This is a genomic window from Leptotrichia wadei (genome assembly GCF_007990545.2).
Taxonomy (GTDB): Bacteria; Fusobacteriota; Fusobacteriia; order Fusobacteriales; family Leptotrichiaceae; genus Leptotrichia; species Leptotrichia wadei.
Genome location: NZ_AP019829.2, coordinates 861,402 through 878,318 on the forward strand (window position 1 = coordinate 861,402; position 16,917 = coordinate 878,318).

Genomic DNA, 16,917 nt, shown 5'->3' on the forward strand with positions numbered 1-16,917 from the left:
TATAGAAATTCTAAAATTACGATATGAAGAAAATAAAAAGGAGCTTTGAATGAAAAGAAGACTTTTAATTGCGTTAATTTTATTATTAACGGTGTCATGTGGTGAGAATAAAATAGAAAAAATATATGAAGAAGAATTAATGAATTTAAAAATTAATGGGTATGATGATTCAAAACAATTAAGTAAAAATGATATAAAAGAGATAAAAAAAATGCTTAAAAAAAATTTTAAAAATTTAGGAGTAACAGCTGTAACAAAAGATGGCAGATTTTTTATAAGTAAATACGTTACCAATCCTAAAAACAAAGAACAAACTGCGAAAGAGGTAGCAATAGAAAGACCCGATATTACTGATACTATCGGAGAATGGTGTAAAAGTAAAGGAATAAAGTTTAAAGTTATCTTTGTTGATTTTTTTGACAAAGAACAAGATAAACGAATTAGTCAGTCAATGTATCATTCTCATATTTTAGAAATTGAATATGAAGATAAAGATTATAAAAAAGCATTGCAAGAAGGCTTTTCTAAATATGCAAGAGCCACAAGATTTTAAAATAGGAAATATTTTTCTAAAAAAAGATGTGTTTGATTTGAAAAAATAAAATAGGAAATTTCGTAATTATAAATTAATTTATTGACAGAAAGAGGATTTTTATGAAAAAAATTTTTTTAATTATGTCTTTAGTAATGGCATTTTCATGTGGAAATAAAAATAAAAATAGCGTAGATAAGAATAAAAAAATTGAAAAAAATACAACTGCTGAGCAAGTGAAACAAAATCAAGAGGAAAAAACTGATTTTGATAAACTTAGTAAAAAAGAATAGGAAGAATATTTACAAAAACTGGAAAAGATAGAAGCAAAATATGAAAAGGAATTAATGGAATTAAAAATACCAGAATTCAATAAGTCCCAAACTAATGATTCTAAGCAACTGACTGAAGAAGAGGTAAAGGAAATAAAGGATGTATTACGTAAAAAATTTAAGAGAATAGGGTTGACAGCTGCAACAAAAGATGGCAGATTTTACATAATAGAAGTTATTACCGATGGAAAAAATAAAGAACAGACTGCAAAGGAAGTTGCTCTTCAGAGACCTGATATTATTGACACTATTGGTGAATGGTGTAAAAATAAAGGAATGGAATTTAAAGTTATTTTTGTTGAATTTTATGATAAAGTTCAAAAGAAAAAGATTAGTCAGTCTGCATACCATTCTCACCTTTTGGAAATTCAGTATGAAGATAAAGAATATAAAGATGCACTAAGAGAAGGATTTTCTAAATATAAGAGGGCTACAAAATTTTAAAATGAAAACATTTTTATAAAAAAGGTGTATATTTAAAGGAATATGGAGTTTCTGTAGTGGTAAGTTTTGGGTATAGGGATGAAGAGTGTCTAAAAAAGCAAAAAAAACACTTTAAGAACTTTTGGAAATAATTTAGCAAAGAGTTTTACTTCTTGTTGCAAGATAAAAAAGTAAAAAGTCGATAAATATAAATAGAGATAAAAACACAGTTCTGGTTGGTAGTCCAGACGCAGTAATGTAAGTAACCTGCCTCCTTAGGTTGTCCATTCTTTATTATAAATTTTTTTAGGGAGGCTGAAATTATGAAAAAAATTTCAGGAAAATTGACATTTTTTTTTGAAAATCCGTTTTGGGTAGGAATTTTTGAAAATTTTGAAAATGATAATTTGTCAGTTTGTAAAGTAACTTTTGGTTCAGAACCTAAAGAATATGAAATTTATGATTTTATATTAAAAAAGTTCTATAATCTTCGATTTAGTAATGAAATGAAGTCAAATTTTAGGGAGAAAGCAAAAAATCCAAAACGGAGACAACGAGAAATAAAAAAAGAACTTCAAAGTAAAAAATTTTTGAAAAAATCAGAAGAAATTTTAAAATTACAATACGAAGAGAATAAAAAGGAACGAAAAGTAAAGACAAAACAAGAAAAAGAACTTGAAAAACAGAGAAAATTTTTATTGAAACAGGAGAAAAAGAAACAGAAACATAAAGGGAAATAAAAAGTTTTTATTTGTTAGTCAAAAATATTGGGAGGAAAAAGTGGATTTAAAAAAAGAGAATTTAAAAGAATTTATATTGAAATTGAATCAAAAAGATATTAATGAATTAATGGCAAATTCGGAAAAAGAAGAAGATATAATTTTTTATAATAAATTGTTTAATTTAATTTTGGAAACAAAGCAAGACGAATTGATAAAAAAAGGTGTGTTTTAATGAAAAAAGTTTTATATATTTTTGCGGGAGTAAATGGAGCAGGAAAATCAACTCTGTATAATTCTGAAAATTTAGACAATAATATAAAATACAGTACAAGAATTAATACAGATGAAATTGTTAGAAAAATCGGAGATTGGAAGAATAATTCTGATCAAATAAAAGCAGCAAAAATGGCGATAAATATAAGAAATGACTGCTTAAAACATGGAAAATCATTTAACGAGGAAACAACTTTAACTGGGAAAACTATTTTAAAAACTATTGACAAGGCAAAAAAATTAGGTTATGAGTTACAATTATTTTATGTTGGAGTTAATAGTCCTGAAATAGCAAAAAAAAGAATAAAAAATAGAGTTGAAAAAGGTGGTCATAATATAGCTGATGAAATAGTTGAAAAAAGGTATTATGAATCTTTAGAAAATTTAAAACAAGTGATTTTAAAATTTGATGAAATCTATTTTTATGATAATTCTGAAAAATATAAAAATATTTTTTCGGTTATGAATAATAAGATTTTTTATAAGGATAAAAACTTTAATTGGTCAAAAGAAGCTATAGAAGTGATTGAAAATAGAGAGAAAAATATGAAAATGCTTTGAAAGAACAAAAAAGATTAATTAATCAAAGAAAGGAAAATGTAAAGGATATGCTTATGAATGTTCCAAGAGTAAATCCAGATTATGGAAAAGATATGGATAAGGATTTATTTAATGCGAGAGATAATGCCTTAACAGAACAGTTGAACAAAGATTTTCCAAGAAATAATCCATATAGGAATATCAATCCTGATGAAGGTTTAAATATGCCAAAACCTGAAATAAATAGAGAAAAATCTCAAAATATAAATGAACAGTTAAAAAAATTGAGAGAAAGAGTAGGTAACTAAGATGAAAAAGTTGAAGTTTATATTATTGATTTTGGTAAGTATTTTCTGTTTAAATTCCTGTCTTACAACAGCTTTTGTTATAGCTTCTATGCAGGGGGATGGTTTATTACCTTATCCCGAACCTGAAAGTCCTTATTATTATGGTGATAATAAGAGATTAAATACATTAATTCTTAGTGAAAACAAAAAAAAAATAGAGATTGGAAATAGTAAAATACAAATTTCTATACCTGAAGGATTATGGTTAAAGAATAGTGATAATAGTCTTCTTAATGAAACATTGAATAAAAAAAAATCATTTGAATTATCTGGATATTATCTAGGAAAATCACTTTTACTACCAATTCATATTTATAATGAAAATTTTGAAGAATTTGCAAAAAAAGAAAATTTAGTTAAAATAAATAAAAATACATATTCTAACAAATTTGAATATGGGAGTAAAAAAATTAAATTGAATCAAATTATAAAAAAAATTAATGACAATGCTTTTGCCGTTACAAGTTTTGATGATACGAAAGAAATTTCTAAAAATTTCTTTTTAGAATTGATGAAAGATTGGTAAAAAGTTTTAGATAAAAAAGTGAAATAAAAAAATTATTATTAGGAACTATAGTTACAATCTGCTGCTAAAAGGGATCATAAATTGGATATTGATTTATGGAAAAAATATGGAACTGGACCAACTGATAAAACGACTAAAAAACTAAGATATAGATTAGGAGACTTAAAATTAGGTGCATATATTCAAGCTAATTATGATAATCTAAAAAAAAGGGCAAATAAAAATAACGGTAGAATTTCATTAACAGAACTAGAAAATGAGTTAGTTAAAACTATCATAGATATATATGAATTATTTAATTGGGGGAAATAAAATGAAACTAAATAGTTTGAAGAAATTAATATTTTTTTTAGATTTACATTTTATAATCATAAATGTCTTATTCTGTTTTTACATTCTATCTTTAGATTCTGGATTATTAATCTATTATTTATTCTTAAATTTTTTTAAATTATTATTTGCAATAATATTAATGTTTATATTAAAAATAATAATAATATTTTTTGTTATTCCTTTTTATGATAAGCAAAATAATTTAATTTTAAAAAATATTATAAAATATTTAATATATATTATCTATTGTATTATAATAAATTTAATTTTAATTTATTTGTTTACAGATTTGAATAATATTTTATGGATGTAATAAATTATTAAAAAGGAGTAAAATATGTTAAAAAAAATAGAAACAATATTGTTAGCTAATTTTGGATTATTAATATACATTTTATTTTGGAAAATAAATATAAATATAAATAAATTAACTAATATGTTTATTATTAATGTTGTTATAATTATTTTTCTGTTTTAGTGAAAAATAATAAAAATAAAAATAGATATGATTTTTTATTTTTGTTAATAGATTTGATAGGTATTTTTTTATTAAGTAAATAAATAAATTAAGAAAGAGAATATGCCCAAAATTTCTGATATAAAGTAAAAATATCATTTTTTCTCACATTTTTCATACATTCCAAATAGTTAATACAAAAAATTTTAGTTATATTAAATTCGCCCATATAACCCTACAAGTCAAAATTTTCATTTAAGGCATTAAAATTTTTACCAAAAATCGATTTTTCAAGCTATATGGATGTTATATGGGCTTTTAAAATGATACTTTTAAACAAACTTAGATTGCTAGTACATCATATTCAACAGGAAAAGGTTTTAGAGATGTTTCAGAAAGTCAACTTAAAGATTGTAAAGCTAACCAAAAAAATTGTGATAAGTGAACAAATATATGGGGACTTACAAATGTAATTTTAATTGGAGCTCCTCTTGGATTAGAAACATTTGGTGGTGCTGGAACTGTAGAAAAAATGTTAACAGAAACTCCAGTAGCACAAAAAATAATTAATAAAATGAATGGTAGTAATTCAATATATCAGAATTATACAGAAAAAGCAACTAAAAATGCTAATAGTACAAGTGTAATGTTAGGAATATACAATCAAGATGGAATTTCTTATATAAAGGCTGCTGGTAATAAACATACATATTAGGAGATAGCGGCTAGAATGAAGCAGTAAATAAAGTTGGAGAATCGAATATGTGGAAAATAAACAAAAAATTTTTAGAACAGCAATTACAGCAAAGGAAAATTTTTTATTTTTCACATGATCCTATGAAAGCAAGTGGGTATTTTCAAAAAGAAGTAAATTTTTTAAAAGATAATGGTTTTAAGTTTATAAAAGATAGAGATTTCTAGAAAGTGGTGAAACAATTATAAAAGACTATAATGAAGCAAAAAAAATATTTTTATATTATAATGGAAGTTATTTTCATATGCAAAGGGAAGAATATCTTGATCAATATATGAAATTTAATATTTCAAAAAAAGAAGAAAGAAAATGGTTAAAAGAAAAAGTAGAAAAAATATTATCAAAAATGAGCGAAATAAAGAATATAAACTTAAAATATGATAAGTACTGGAATATTCTATATATATTAACTAAAACTTTAGAAGATAATCATCTTTTGGATAAAACAATAAGTGCGTTTGAAAAAGATTTAAAATATCTAGATATATTTTCAATTAACATGATATTGGAAATGATTCGTGATAATAAAAAAATATGGAAAAATTTTAAAAAGAAATTAAAAAAAATAATACAAAATAATGATATAAGTAAAAATGAAATTATATCGAAAGAACATAATAAATTAAATGGAACTCAGTTTTTGACAGAAGATGAAGTAATAAAAAGATATAGAGAAATTTTATCTAAATTACAAAGTTAAATATTAAAATTTTTTTTACACATAATAAAAAATAACATAATCGTCGCTACAAGAAAAGGAGCGACAGTTCTTGAAGAAGGATCTGAATCTATAGGAAATATTAATAATAGGACTCATAGCAGTTTAAATAATTTACATAGATCTACAGTGAAAAAAAGTTACACATTAAATTCAGAAAAATCAAATTGGAAATTTAAACCAGAAATTCCAAGAACAGCAGTGAAAAATTCTGAGGGTAATTATACATTAGGTAGAGGTAATGAGTGGAGCGTAAATAATACTGTAACTTCTGTGAAACGAATATCTGAAAATCAAAATAATATTTATAATGTTGAGTTGAATAACGGAATGACACCAGGTTATACTTTGATTAGAAAGAGTGACATTAAAGTTACTGCTAATGAAAATAAAATAAATAATCATAACGAAACTTGGGAATTAAGAATGGAAAGCAGATATAAAAATAGTCCTATTTTTGGTTGCCATACAATAGAATGTATGAAAAATATTTTAAAAGAGCATCCTGAAATACAATTTAATGTTAAAGAAGTAAGTAATGGAGTTAAGAGCGTTAAATATAGAGTACCAAGAAGAAATTCTGCCCAAGCAACAGAACAGAATAATGGTGTTGTGGAATATAGAGAATTTGTAAAAAATCCTAAAACAGTATACGACACTAGGATATACAAAACGGAAGATTTAACTAAACAAGTTATTAATGAAGTTAAAAATGTTATAACACCAAATGATATTCAACGAGCATATAGTAATCCAAATTACAATGTCCATTTGGATATAAAAATTAATAATCAAAAAATAAGAGTTAATATAAAATTTGATGCTTCAACAGGGGGAATAGAAATAGATGGGTACTATTTTCACGGAAATTAAATAGGAAAAAGAAAGTGAAAAGACATGAAAATCAAAAAAATAAGAACCGATAGTTATTCAATATTAAAAATAAGTAAATATGATTTTTTAGTAAAATTGATTAAGGAAATAGGAAATTTTCCATATGTAGTTTCAAATATATACGAAGATAATTCAACAAAAACTACAATAGTTGAAGATCAGGGTATGTATATTAATAATGGCTGGAATGAAACCGATGAAACAGCATTATATATTTCTGAGTATAATTCTGATAGTGAAATTAGAGTTTATTATGGTTATGAAGAACTTTTTTCTTATTTTTTAATTTACTATTTTGAAAATATCGCTAATTATGCTAACTTAATAAGTTTTGTTGAACAAGAATTGCATAATTATATAGAATATATGGAAAAATTTAAAAATTTTAGAATAAATGTTGATTTAGAAAATTTATTTAAAAGAGATAAATTAAGAAATTTCTTATTAAAATATAACGAGAAAGAAAATAAATATAATTTGGAGTTTATTAATTGTTATACAAAATATATAAATTATTGGGATATTAATATAAAAAAGAAATTTTTTTCTTGTCTTCTTGGAAAAGATAGATTAAAAGAATTTATGCTTAACAAAAAGAGAATTTTTAGAATAAATGGAGTTGATTATTTTCAAATTGAAGAAAAAGAAAAATATTCTGAAATATATAGAATAGAAATAGAAAATGATATTAAAATAGAATATTATTCAAAAGATTTAGAATATGAAAGTTTTGGAAATGTTGGCTTTTTATACAAAGAGAAAAATTTTGATATTGAAAATAAAAGTTTAAAAGGTGAGAAATTAAATTTTGAACGATATAGAGATAACAGGGATGAAATGAATGTAGAAAGAATTTCAAAAGAAGATTTTTTAAAAGAACTTGAAATTATAGTTGATGCCTATAAAAATATTTATAATGATAATGAAGTTCAAGAAATGTTTGAAAACTTTAAAGAAAATTTTTAGACAAAAATATATTTTTACGACAGGTAGCTTAACACAAGAAAGTTTCTAACAAGATATATCACAGTACAGCCTTCATAAACGAAAAATCTAATCAGGAATTAATTCAGTATACTAAGGGAGATACTGGAAAAGAGTTAGAACCGTTTACTGTGTCGTATCCCGAACATGGTCAAGGTGGTGCTTTTCAATTGCTTCCTGTTGATAAAATGGATATAAAATATGATAAATTGGATATTTTACCAAATCCAAGAATAGATTTAATATTAAGAGAAAAGAGGTAACATTATGAAAGGTTGGATAGAAGAATATGAAATATTAAGAAAATTTATAGAAAAATATTGCGAAGAACAAGACAAAAATCGTTTGATAGAAATATTAAATATGAAAGATAGATTTTTATTTAAATATTTTGTTAATGAATTTTCTAAGTTAAAAATACCGAATAAAATGACAGAAGAAGAATTAAAGGAATATAAAGAAAAAATTATGATATATATTTAAAAAATTAGAATTAAGAGTACAAATACAAGGATGTATTAATTATAATCATACATTAGGATAGCCTATTTATGAAGGAGGTATAAAATGAAAATGAAATTCTATTATTATATAAGTAAAAATGGAGAATTATGGGGAGAATTCTGTAGTATTATTAACGGAGAAAAATATAATATAGGTTATTCTGTATTTCTTAGTAGGAAATTAACTGAAATAAAATCTGAGGGAATAGACTATTTTCTAAAAGAAATAGAAAAAATAAAGAATGGTGAAAAAGAATGTGTTGAGGGCTATGGAGAAACATTAGATTTTTTTATATTCAAAGACAGAGTAGATTTTATAGATTGGTTTGGAGACTATGATGATTGGAGTTGTACAATAGAAGAATTTACAAAAGCTTTATTAGGAAAAAAGAAGTTTTTAGAAATGCCGAGAGATATAAACAGTTATCTTGAAGTCGAAATAAATAATTTATAGAATTATTTCAAATCCTTAAATTTAAAAAGAAAGCGTTACAGAGTGTTCAAACGACTTTATTTTAAATATCAGGTTATGGTATAATTAATATATTAAAATTTATAAAAAATAAAAGAGGGCGTGATTTTATGAGAAAAAAAGCTGTTCCTGTGGGAATTGAAGATTTTGAAAGAATAATAAATGAAGATTACTATTATGTAGATAAAACGTTACTAATAGAGGAATTATTAATAAACAGGGCTCCTGTGACACTTTTTACAAGACCACGTAGATTTGGAAAAACATTGAATATGTCAATGTTGAAATATTTTTTTGATGTAAAAGATAAAGAAGAAAATAAAAAGCTTTTTGAAAATTTAAAAATATATGATAGTGAATACATGGTTGAACAAGGGAAATATCCTGTAATTTTCATTTCAATGAAAGATTTGAAAGGAAATAGCTGGGAAGAAAATTTTATATTGATAAAAAAACATATAAAAAACTTATACATGGAATTTTATGATTTAAAGGATAAATTGAATCCTATTTTTAAAAATGATTTTGAAAAGATAGTTATGGAAAAAGAAGAGGCTGACTGGATTTATTCTCTTAAAAATCTATCAAATTATTTGTACGAATATTATAGAAAAAGTGTAATAATTTTAATAGATGAATACGATGCTCCAATAATAAATGCTTTTGATAAAGGTTACTACAATGAGGCAATAAACTTTTTTCAAACATTTTACAGTTCAGCGTTAAAGACTAATAATTCCTTGAAATATGGTATTTTAACAGGGATAACAAGGATTATAAAGGAAGGAATATTCTCTGGTTTAAACAATCTTTATGTGAATACAATTTTAAGTAAGGATTATTCAGAATATTTTGGACTTCTTGAAAGCGAAGTGATTGAAATGCTTGAGTATTTTGATATGAAATACAAAATCGAAGAAGTTAGAGAATGGTATAATGGGTATATTTTTGGAGAAAGTAAAGTATACAATCCTTGGTCTATTGTAAATTATGTGAGAGAAAAAGAAATTAAGGCATACTGGGCAAATGTTTCAGGGAATACACTTCTGGAAAATATGCTTGATCATGCTGGAGAAAGTGTTTATGATGATTTAAAACGGTTTACTGATGGAGAAAGTATTGAAAAATATATTTCGGATGGAACTACGATAAATAGTCTTTTAAGTAACGACGATGAGATATGGCAATTACTTTTATACAGCGGATATTTGACAAAGGATGAAAAGCAGAAGGAAATAGATGTAACTTCAGAATATACAGATGTTTATAACTTGAGAATTCCAAACAAGGAAATAAGAAAATATTTTGGTAACATGTTCTTAAACAGATTTTTTGGAACAGAAGTGAAAACGAATACTTTGATAAAGGCACTTGAAAATGGAGACATTAAGAAATTTGAGAAAACATTGGGAGAAATAATGATAAATATGCTGAGCCATTTTGATTTAAACAAGGAAATGGAAAAAATATATCAGGTGTTTATGATAGGGCTTGTTGGATTTTTAATGGGGAAATATGAGATTATTTCAAATGATGAAAGCGGATATGGAAGATACGATCTTGCGATGATTCCGATAAGAAGTAACGAAAAAGCCTATCTTATGGAATTTAAAATATCGAAGACGAAAAAGGGGATGGAAGAGAGAGCACAGAAGGCGTTGAAGCAAATTGATGAGAAAAAATATGATACGAAACTAAAGGCAAGAGGGATAAAGAATATTTTTAAGATTGGGATTGCGTTTTATGGGAAAGAAGTGAAGGTTGTTTTTAAATAGAGGTTTAAAGGTATTATAATGAATAAGCAATTAGAACAATTAAAAAATATAATTATGAAATATTATAAAAAAGAAAGAAAAGAAGTATTTTTGAAACAAGTAGAAAAAAATTTTATATTAAAATATATAGGAGTTTTTAAAATATCCCAGAACATTTAAATGACTTTATTTTAAATATCAGGTTGTGATATAATTAATATAAAGTTATAAAAAAATAAAAGAGGGCGTGATTTTATGAGAAAAAAAGCTGTTCCTGTGGGAATTGAAGATTTTGAAAGAATAATAAACGAAGATTACTATTATGTAGATAAAACGTTACTAATAGAGGAATTATTAATAAACAGGGCTCCTGTGACACTTTTTACAAGACCACGTAGATTTGGAAAAACATTGAATATGTCGATGTTGAAATATTTTTTTGATGTAAAAGATAAAGAAGAAAATAAAAAACTTTTTGAAAATTTGAAAATATATAATAGTGAATATATGAGTGAACAGGGGAAATATCCTGTAATTTTCATTTCACTGAAGGATTTAAAAGGAAATACTTGGGAGGAATGCTTAAATAGATTGAAGTTATTTATTTTTGATTTATATGCTGAATTTGAGTATATTAGAGAAAAAATGAATGAATGGGATAAAAGAAAATTTGAAAAAGTACTTTATGAAAAAGAAGATGCAGACTACATAATGTCTTTAAAATTTTTAGCAGATAGTCTTTATAAGTATTATGGAGAAAAAGTCATAATTTTAATAGATGAATACGATGCTCCAATAATAAATGCTTTTGATAAAGGATACTACAATGAAGCAATAAATTTTTTTCAAACATTTTACAGCCCAGCATTAAAGACTAATAATTCCTTGAAATATGGTGTTTTGACAGGTATAACAAGGATTATAAAGGAAGGAATATTTTCAGGTTTAAATAATTTAAAAGTAGATACGATATTGGATAAAAAATATTCAGAATATTTTGGACTTCTTGAAGGTGAGGTAATTGAAATGCTTGATTACTTTGGCATGAAATACAAAATTGAAGAAGTTAAAGAATGGTATAATGGATATTTATTTGGAGAAAGTGAAGTGTACAATCCATGGTCTATTGTAAATTATATTGACAATGGAGAAATCAAGGCATATTGGGCAAATGTTTCGGGAAATACGCTTTTAGAGAATATGCTTGATCATGCTGGGGAAAGTGTTTATGATGATTTAAAACGATTTACTGATGGAGAAAGTATTGAAAAATATATTTCAGATGGAACAACGATAAAAAGTCTTTTAAGTAACGACGATGAGATATGGCAATTACTTTTATATAGCGGATATTTGACAAAAGCTAAAAATCAGGAAAAAGAATCCGATTCAAATATTTATAATTTAAAGATACCAAACAAGGAAATACGAAAATATTTTGGGAATATGTTCTTGAACAGATTTTTTGGAACAGAAGTAAAAACTAACATTTTGATAAAAGCACTTGAAAATGGAGATATTAAGAAATTTGAGAAAACATTGGGAGAAATAATGATAAATATGCTGAGTCATTTTGACTTGGATAAGGAAATGGAAAAAATTTATCAGGTTTTTATGATAGGGCTTGTTGGATTTTTAATGGGGAAATATGAGATTATTTCAAATAATGAAAGTGGATATGGAAGATATGACCTTGCGATGATTCCAATAAAAAGTAACGAGAAAGCTTACCTTATGGAATTTAAAATATCGAAGACGAAAAAGGGGATGGAAGAGAAAGCACAGAAGGCGTTGAAGCAGATTGATGAGAAGAAATATGATACGAAACTGAAGGCAAGAGGGATAAAGAATATTTTGAAGATTGGGGTTGCATTTCATGGGAAAGAAGTGAAGGTTGTTTTTAAATAGAGGTTTAAGTAAAGGTGGGAAATAAAAGTGGGCTTAAAAAAAATAAAAGATAATTATTTTGAAAACTTAAAAATGAATAAATATGAACTTTTTGTTAAAGTTGTAGATTATATAGGGAATTTTCCTAATATTTTAGATGGATTTTATATTAATGGTTCGGGGCAAGGATATGGTGACTATGATTCTGTTTTAATAAATAGCGGTTTTAACGAAATAGATGGAGAAACTTCTATATTATATAGGAATTTTTTATGGAGATTACGAGGAAAGGGTTTATTATACATATGAGGAAATGTTTCATTATTTTTTAACATATTATTTAGAAAATATCCATTGCTATAGTAATTTAATAAGTTTTATTGAGCAAGAATTTGTAAATTATACTAAATTTATTGATGAGGCTAAAAATTATAAAATAAATTTAGATATTAAAAATATATTTACTAGAGATAATTTAAGAAATTTTTTGTTGAATTATAATTTTGAAGAAAATAGATATAACTTAGGAACTATAAACTTTTTGAAAAAAGAAATTACCTATTGGGATATAAATATTAAAAAGAAATTTTTTTCATATTTACTCGGAAAAAAAATATTAAAAAATTTTTTATCTAAAAGAGTATTTGAATTTAAAGAAAAAAGAAAAGATTTTTTTGGAGAATCAGTTGCTTATGATATGAAGTTTGAAATTTCAAAAAATAAAGAAAAAATAAAAATAAAATACTATAATTGGGATTTAATAATAGCATTAAAAAATAGTACAGGTATTAGTTTCTTAAATGGATTATTAGAAAAAAATATAAATGATTTCATAACAAAGGAAGAAGCAGAAATATTAATTTCAAAAAAATATAAAAATGAAAGAGAAAAAGAAAATGTAGAAATAATTTCTAAAGAAGATTTTTTGAAAGAACTTGAAATTATAGTTGATGCCTATAAAAATATTTATAATGATAATGAAGTTCAGAAAATGTTTGAAAACTTTAAAGAAAATTTTTAGGTGAGAGAACGTTTATAATAAAACGAAATGAAAGAAGTAGAAAAACAATGCATTTATACTAGAAAAGTAGATGTAAATGAATTAATGGAAAAAAGAAATAAGAAAGTTATGGAAGAACTGTCAGAAAAAGTTTAAAATTCAAATAGAAGGAGAAATTGAGATGTGTAAGAAAAAATATTACTTTGTATTTTAATAATAATCTTTATAGTATTCTTTATAAAATTTAAATTTTTTCCTTTTTTTATCGCTATTTTTATAATATATATAATAAGTGATAGTTTTTATTTGAAAAATTTAGATTTCAAAATAATTAATTTAAAAGAAATATTTCTTTTAAAAAATTTAGAAAAAATAATAATTCTTATATTTTATTTATTTATTGGAATATATTTTCTTTATTATACTTCAGTAGTGTTATCATACTATAAAGAAGTTTCTATTTTTAGGAATAAAATAAAAAATTCAAAAATTTATTACTCAGAAAATGGCAAGAAAATTGTATATTCTAAAGATTTAAAAAATATTTTCCTAAAGGAGTTAAATTTTTCAAATATTTTTAAAAAAACCTATCCTTATGATATTTCTTTTGATGAAAAATATTATTTTTACAATGATAAAAATGAAAAAATTGTATTCTATAATAATAATTGTGAAAGCTGGGATACAATTTTTAAGTTTCGTGGTTATCAAGATCATGTAAATATTAAAGTAAGAGATCATAATATATGTCAAAAAATTATTAAAGAAATAAGTGATAGCAAATGAGAATGTATTCATAGAGTGTATTTTTTTCTTCTGATTTAAATTGCTTTTCAAATTCAAAATATTGTTTTTTTTAAGTTAGTTCTTCTTTTTATATATTCTATAAAGATAAGATTAATGATTAAATTTTTTAGATTTTAAATTACTTTATACATAAAAACCCAATAAATTTGGAATTTGCACAATAGTTGTTGCACAATAATTTATTTTATTATATAATATAAAAAGAATAACAAATAGATAGGAGAAAAAGAGAAAAAATGTCAAACAGTGATAATAAAAAAGTAAGAGTTAGAATAGCACCGTCTCCAACTGGAGATCCACATGTGGGAACTGCCTACATTGGGCTTTTTAATTATGTATTTGCGAAACATAATGGTGGAGATTTTTTATTGAGAATTGAAGATACAGATAGAACTAGATTTTCTGAAGATTCGGAACAACAAATTTTTGATGCGATGAAGTGGCTTGGGCTTAATTATGATGAAGGCCCAGATGTTGGTGGGGATAGAGGTCCTTATAGACAATCAGAAAGATTTGAAATATATAAAGAATATGCCAAAAAACTGGTGGAAAAAGGCGAAGCGTATTACTGTTTCTGTACACCAGATAGATTGCAAAAATTGAGAGAAAGACAAGTGGCGATGAAACAAGCACCTGGATATGACGGTCATTGTAGAAACTTGTCAAAAGAAGAAGTTGAAGCAAAATTGGCAGCTGGTGAGCCTTATGTTATTAGACTTAAAATGCCTTATGAAGGTGAAACAATTGTAAATGATGGATTAAGAGGAGAAATTAGATTTGAGAATAGTAAAATTGATGACCAAGTATTGTTAAAATCTGATGGATTTCCAACTTATCATTTGGCTAATATTGTGGATGATCATTTGATGGGAATTACTCATGTTATAAGAGCAGAAGAATGGATTTCATCTACGCCTAAACATATTCAATTGTACAAAGCGTTTGGTTGGGATGAGCCTAAATGGTATCACATGCCACTTTTGAGAAATGCAGATAAAACTAAAATTTCTAAGAGAAAAAATCCAGTTTCGTTGAATTATTACAGAGAAGAAGGTTATTTGAAAGAAGGACTTCTAAACTTTCTTGCGCTTATGGGATGGAGTTTTGGAGAAAATAAAGAAATTTTTACAATTGAAGAAATGATTGAAAACTTTTCATTTGATAAAATCTCGCTTGGAGGGCCTGTGTTTGACTTGGTTAAATTAGGTTGGGTAAATAATCATCATATGAGATTGAAAAATTTAGACGAATTGACCAAATTAGCAATTCCGTATTTCGTGAAAGCTGGATATTATGCTGACGAAAACTTATCAGATGAAGATTATAAAAAACTGAGAAGAATCGTGGAAATTACGAGAGAAGGTTCACATACATTAAAAGAGTTGCCAATGAATTCTTCAATTTATTTTGAAGATGAATTCGAGCTTCCAGTTATTGAAGAAGGAATGAATAGTAAAGCTAGAAAATCGGTAAAAAAATTGAGAGATTCACTAGAAACTGAAACTGGGAAAAAAGCAATTAATTTGTTTATTGAAAAAATTGATGCTTTAAATGAAGAAATTTCAGAGGATGAAGCGAAACAAGTTTTACATGAATTACAAGATGAAATTGGAGAAGGACCTGGAGCTGTGTTAATGCCACTTAGAGCGGTTGTTACTGGAAAAGCTAGAGGGGCTGATTTATATACAGTAATTGCAGCAATTGGGAAAGAGAGAACTTTGAAGAGAGTGCAAAATACTTTAGAAAAAATTAAATAGTTTTTTGGAAAGTTATTAAAATTAGAAAAATTTAGAATATAAAAAAAGGAATTTGAGACATTGATCTTGGATTTCTTTTTTTATTTTAGAACAACTGAAAAGATTATATTTTATTTGAATTTTTACTTTTTATGCGGTATACTTATGTTGAATTAATTTTAAAAATAATTTATTAGGAGTGATAAAATGAAAAAATTCTTATTATTTATGATGATGTTATTTTCAACGACTGTATTTGCAGAAAGTGTTAATGCAAAAGTTACGAATAAAATCAATTTTGGGATTTCTCCAAAAGAATTGAAAAATATTATAAAAAGTGAGCCGTTGTCAGATTCGCACGATGATGGAAATTATGCTGTCTACTATTATAAAAATATAGAAGATCCATTAGGCATAAAAAGGCAATTAAATAGCTTCGCTTTTTCTGAAAATAAATTATTTTCGGCAGTTTTTGATTCGGTTACGACGGATGAGGAACATACGAAAATAATCGAAGATTATAAAAAGAATGCGAGTAAAGTTTTAAAAGAGAAATTGAATGTAAAAGAGTACAAAGGAGCATTAATATTGTATAATTCAAAAAAAATAATTGAGATATATAGAATGTTAGATCATACTTTTATAAGTGTTTATCTCTATGCTCCTGAAAACTTAAAAGATATTTTGAAGAATTATGAATAAATTTTTTCAAGTTTATTATAAAATAAAAAACTGTATTTGAATTAATTTTCATTTACAGTTTTTTTTTGAAAATTTTATAATTAAAATGGTTTTTCAAATTTTGTATGGTATAATAAAACTAGAGTTATTTATTTAGTAATAAAAAAATTATAAATTATTAAATAAAAATTTATAACAAATTTACTGTTAAATGGTTAATTATAGAGAAGCAAAAGAGGAGA

General features: G+C 24.7%; 23 protein-coding genes. All 23 read left to right on the top strand.

The window, feature by feature from the left end; all coding sequences use genetic code 11:
- The first annotated feature begins 49 nt into the window (after positions 1 to 49).
- The 23 genes from FVE73_RS04025 (at position 50) to FVE73_RS04125 (ending at position 16,696) form a co-directional block, all read left to right on the top strand.
- A complete protein-coding gene (locus FVE73_RS04025) occupies positions 50 to 553 on the top strand; it encodes a hypothetical protein (RefSeq protein ID WP_018498723.1) in 504 nt (167 codons plus the stop codon).
- 101 nt (positions 554 to 654) lie between these two features.
- Entirely contained in the window at positions 655 to 825 is a 171-nt protein-coding gene (locus tag FVE73_RS10850) for a hypothetical protein (protein WP_018498724.1), read from the top strand.
- Positions 826 to 879: 54 nt separating this feature from the next.
- On the top strand, positions 880 to 1,308 hold the full coding sequence (locus FVE73_RS04030) for a hypothetical protein (RefSeq protein ID WP_018498725.1): 429 nt from the start codon (positions 880 to 882) through the stop codon (positions 1,306 to 1,308).
- Positions 1,309 to 1,610: 302 nt separating this feature from the next.
- A complete protein-coding gene (locus tag FVE73_RS04035; protein ID WP_018498726.1) occupies positions 1,611 to 2,027 on the top strand; it encodes a YjdF family protein in 417 nt (138 codons plus the stop codon).
- Positions 2,028 to 2,067: 40 nt separating this feature from the next.
- Entirely contained in the window at positions 2,068 to 2,241 is a 174-nt protein-coding gene (locus tag FVE73_RS04040) for a hypothetical protein (protein ID WP_018498727.1), read from the top strand.
- A complete protein-coding gene (locus FVE73_RS04045; RefSeq protein ID WP_018498728.1) occupies positions 2,241 to 2,843 on the top strand; it encodes a zeta toxin family protein in 603 nt (200 codons plus the stop codon). The genes FVE73_RS04040 and FVE73_RS04045 overlap by 1 nt, the downstream gene beginning before the upstream one ends.
- Positions 2,840 to 3,130 carry a hypothetical protein gene (locus tag FVE73_RS04050; protein WP_018498729.1) on the top strand — a complete coding sequence of 97 codons (291 nt, stop codon included), beginning with the start codon at positions 2,840 to 2,842 and terminating at the stop codon, positions 3,128 to 3,130. The genes FVE73_RS04045 and FVE73_RS04050 overlap by 4 nt, the downstream gene beginning before the upstream one ends.
- 1 nt (position 3,131) lies before the next feature.
- The gene (locus FVE73_RS04055) at positions 3,132 to 3,695 is read left to right on the top strand and encodes a hypothetical protein (RefSeq protein WP_018498732.1); all 564 of its coding nucleotides are present in this window, start codon (positions 3,132 to 3,134) and stop codon (positions 3,693 to 3,695) included.
- Between the two features lie 81 nt (positions 3,696 to 3,776).
- A complete protein-coding gene (locus FVE73_RS04060; RefSeq protein ID WP_018498733.1) occupies positions 3,777 to 4,007 on the top strand; it encodes a hypothetical protein in 231 nt (76 codons plus the stop codon).
- A gap of 1,010 nt (positions 4,008 to 5,017) precedes the next feature.
- Positions 5,018 to 5,200 carry a hypothetical protein gene (locus tag FVE73_RS04065; RefSeq protein WP_018498735.1) on the top strand — a complete coding sequence of 61 codons (183 nt, stop codon included), beginning with the start codon at positions 5,018 to 5,020 and terminating at the stop codon, positions 5,198 to 5,200.
- Between the two features lie 47 nt (positions 5,201 to 5,247).
- The gene (locus FVE73_RS04070) at positions 5,248 to 5,406 is read left to right on the top strand and encodes a hypothetical protein (RefSeq protein WP_018498736.1); all 159 of its coding nucleotides are present in this window, start codon (positions 5,248 to 5,250) and stop codon (positions 5,404 to 5,406) included.
- Between the two features lie 77 nt (positions 5,407 to 5,483).
- Positions 5,484 to 5,939, top strand: a complete 456-nt coding sequence (locus FVE73_RS04075) for a hypothetical protein (RefSeq protein ID WP_018498737.1) — start codon at positions 5,484 to 5,486, stop codon at positions 5,937 to 5,939.
- Between the two features lie 147 nt (positions 5,940 to 6,086).
- The gene (locus FVE73_RS04080; RefSeq protein WP_018498738.1) at positions 6,087 to 6,830 is read left to right on the top strand and encodes a hypothetical protein; all 744 of its coding nucleotides are present in this window, start codon (positions 6,087 to 6,089) and stop codon (positions 6,828 to 6,830) included.
- 24 nt (positions 6,831 to 6,854) lie between these two features.
- Positions 6,855 to 7,817, top strand: a complete 963-nt coding sequence (locus FVE73_RS04085) for a hypothetical protein (protein ID WP_018498739.1) — start codon at positions 6,855 to 6,857, stop codon at positions 7,815 to 7,817.
- 149 nt (positions 7,818 to 7,966) lie between these two features.
- Positions 7,967 to 8,098, top strand: coding sequence for a hypothetical protein (locus FVE73_RS11025; RefSeq protein ID WP_018498740.1), 132 nt, complete (start codon positions 7,967 to 7,969; stop codon positions 8,096 to 8,098).
- Positions 8,099 to 8,102: 4 nt separating this feature from the next.
- A complete protein-coding gene (locus FVE73_RS04090) occupies positions 8,103 to 8,318 on the top strand; it encodes a hypothetical protein (RefSeq protein WP_018498741.1) in 216 nt (71 codons plus the stop codon).
- 84 nt (positions 8,319 to 8,402) lie between these two features.
- A complete protein-coding gene (locus FVE73_RS04095; RefSeq protein WP_018498742.1) occupies positions 8,403 to 8,792 on the top strand; it encodes a hypothetical protein in 390 nt (129 codons plus the stop codon).
- A 128-nt stretch (positions 8,793 to 8,920) separates the two neighbouring features.
- The gene (locus tag FVE73_RS04100) at positions 8,921 to 10,585 is read left to right on the top strand and encodes an AAA family ATPase (protein WP_146997832.1); all 1,665 of its coding nucleotides are present in this window, start codon (positions 8,921 to 8,923) and stop codon (positions 10,583 to 10,585) included.
- 234 nt (positions 10,586 to 10,819) lie between these two features.
- Positions 10,820 to 12,472, top strand: a complete 1,653-nt coding sequence (locus tag FVE73_RS04105; RefSeq protein WP_146997833.1) for an AAA family ATPase — start codon at positions 10,820 to 10,822, stop codon at positions 12,470 to 12,472.
- Positions 12,473 to 12,499: 27 nt separating this feature from the next.
- Positions 12,500 to 12,760 carry a hypothetical protein gene (locus tag FVE73_RS04110; protein WP_018498152.1) on the top strand — a complete coding sequence of 87 codons (261 nt, stop codon included), beginning with the start codon at positions 12,500 to 12,502 and terminating at the stop codon, positions 12,758 to 12,760.
- Between the two features lie 4 nt (positions 12,761 to 12,764).
- On the top strand, positions 12,765 to 13,472 hold the full coding sequence (locus FVE73_RS04115) for a hypothetical protein (RefSeq protein ID WP_175284475.1): 708 nt from the start codon (positions 12,765 to 12,767) through the stop codon (positions 13,470 to 13,472).
- A gap of 1,022 nt (positions 13,473 to 14,494) precedes the next feature.
- On the top strand, positions 14,495 to 16,015 hold the full coding sequence (gltX, locus tag FVE73_RS04120) for a glutamate--tRNA ligase (protein ID WP_018498155.1): 1,521 nt from the start codon (positions 14,495 to 14,497) through the stop codon (positions 16,013 to 16,015).
- A 186-nt stretch (positions 16,016 to 16,201) separates the two neighbouring features.
- Positions 16,202 to 16,696 carry a hypothetical protein gene (locus FVE73_RS04125; RefSeq protein ID WP_018498156.1) on the top strand — a complete coding sequence of 165 codons (495 nt, stop codon included), beginning with the start codon at positions 16,202 to 16,204 and terminating at the stop codon, positions 16,694 to 16,696.
- Positions 16,697 to 16,917 lie beyond the last annotated feature (221 nt).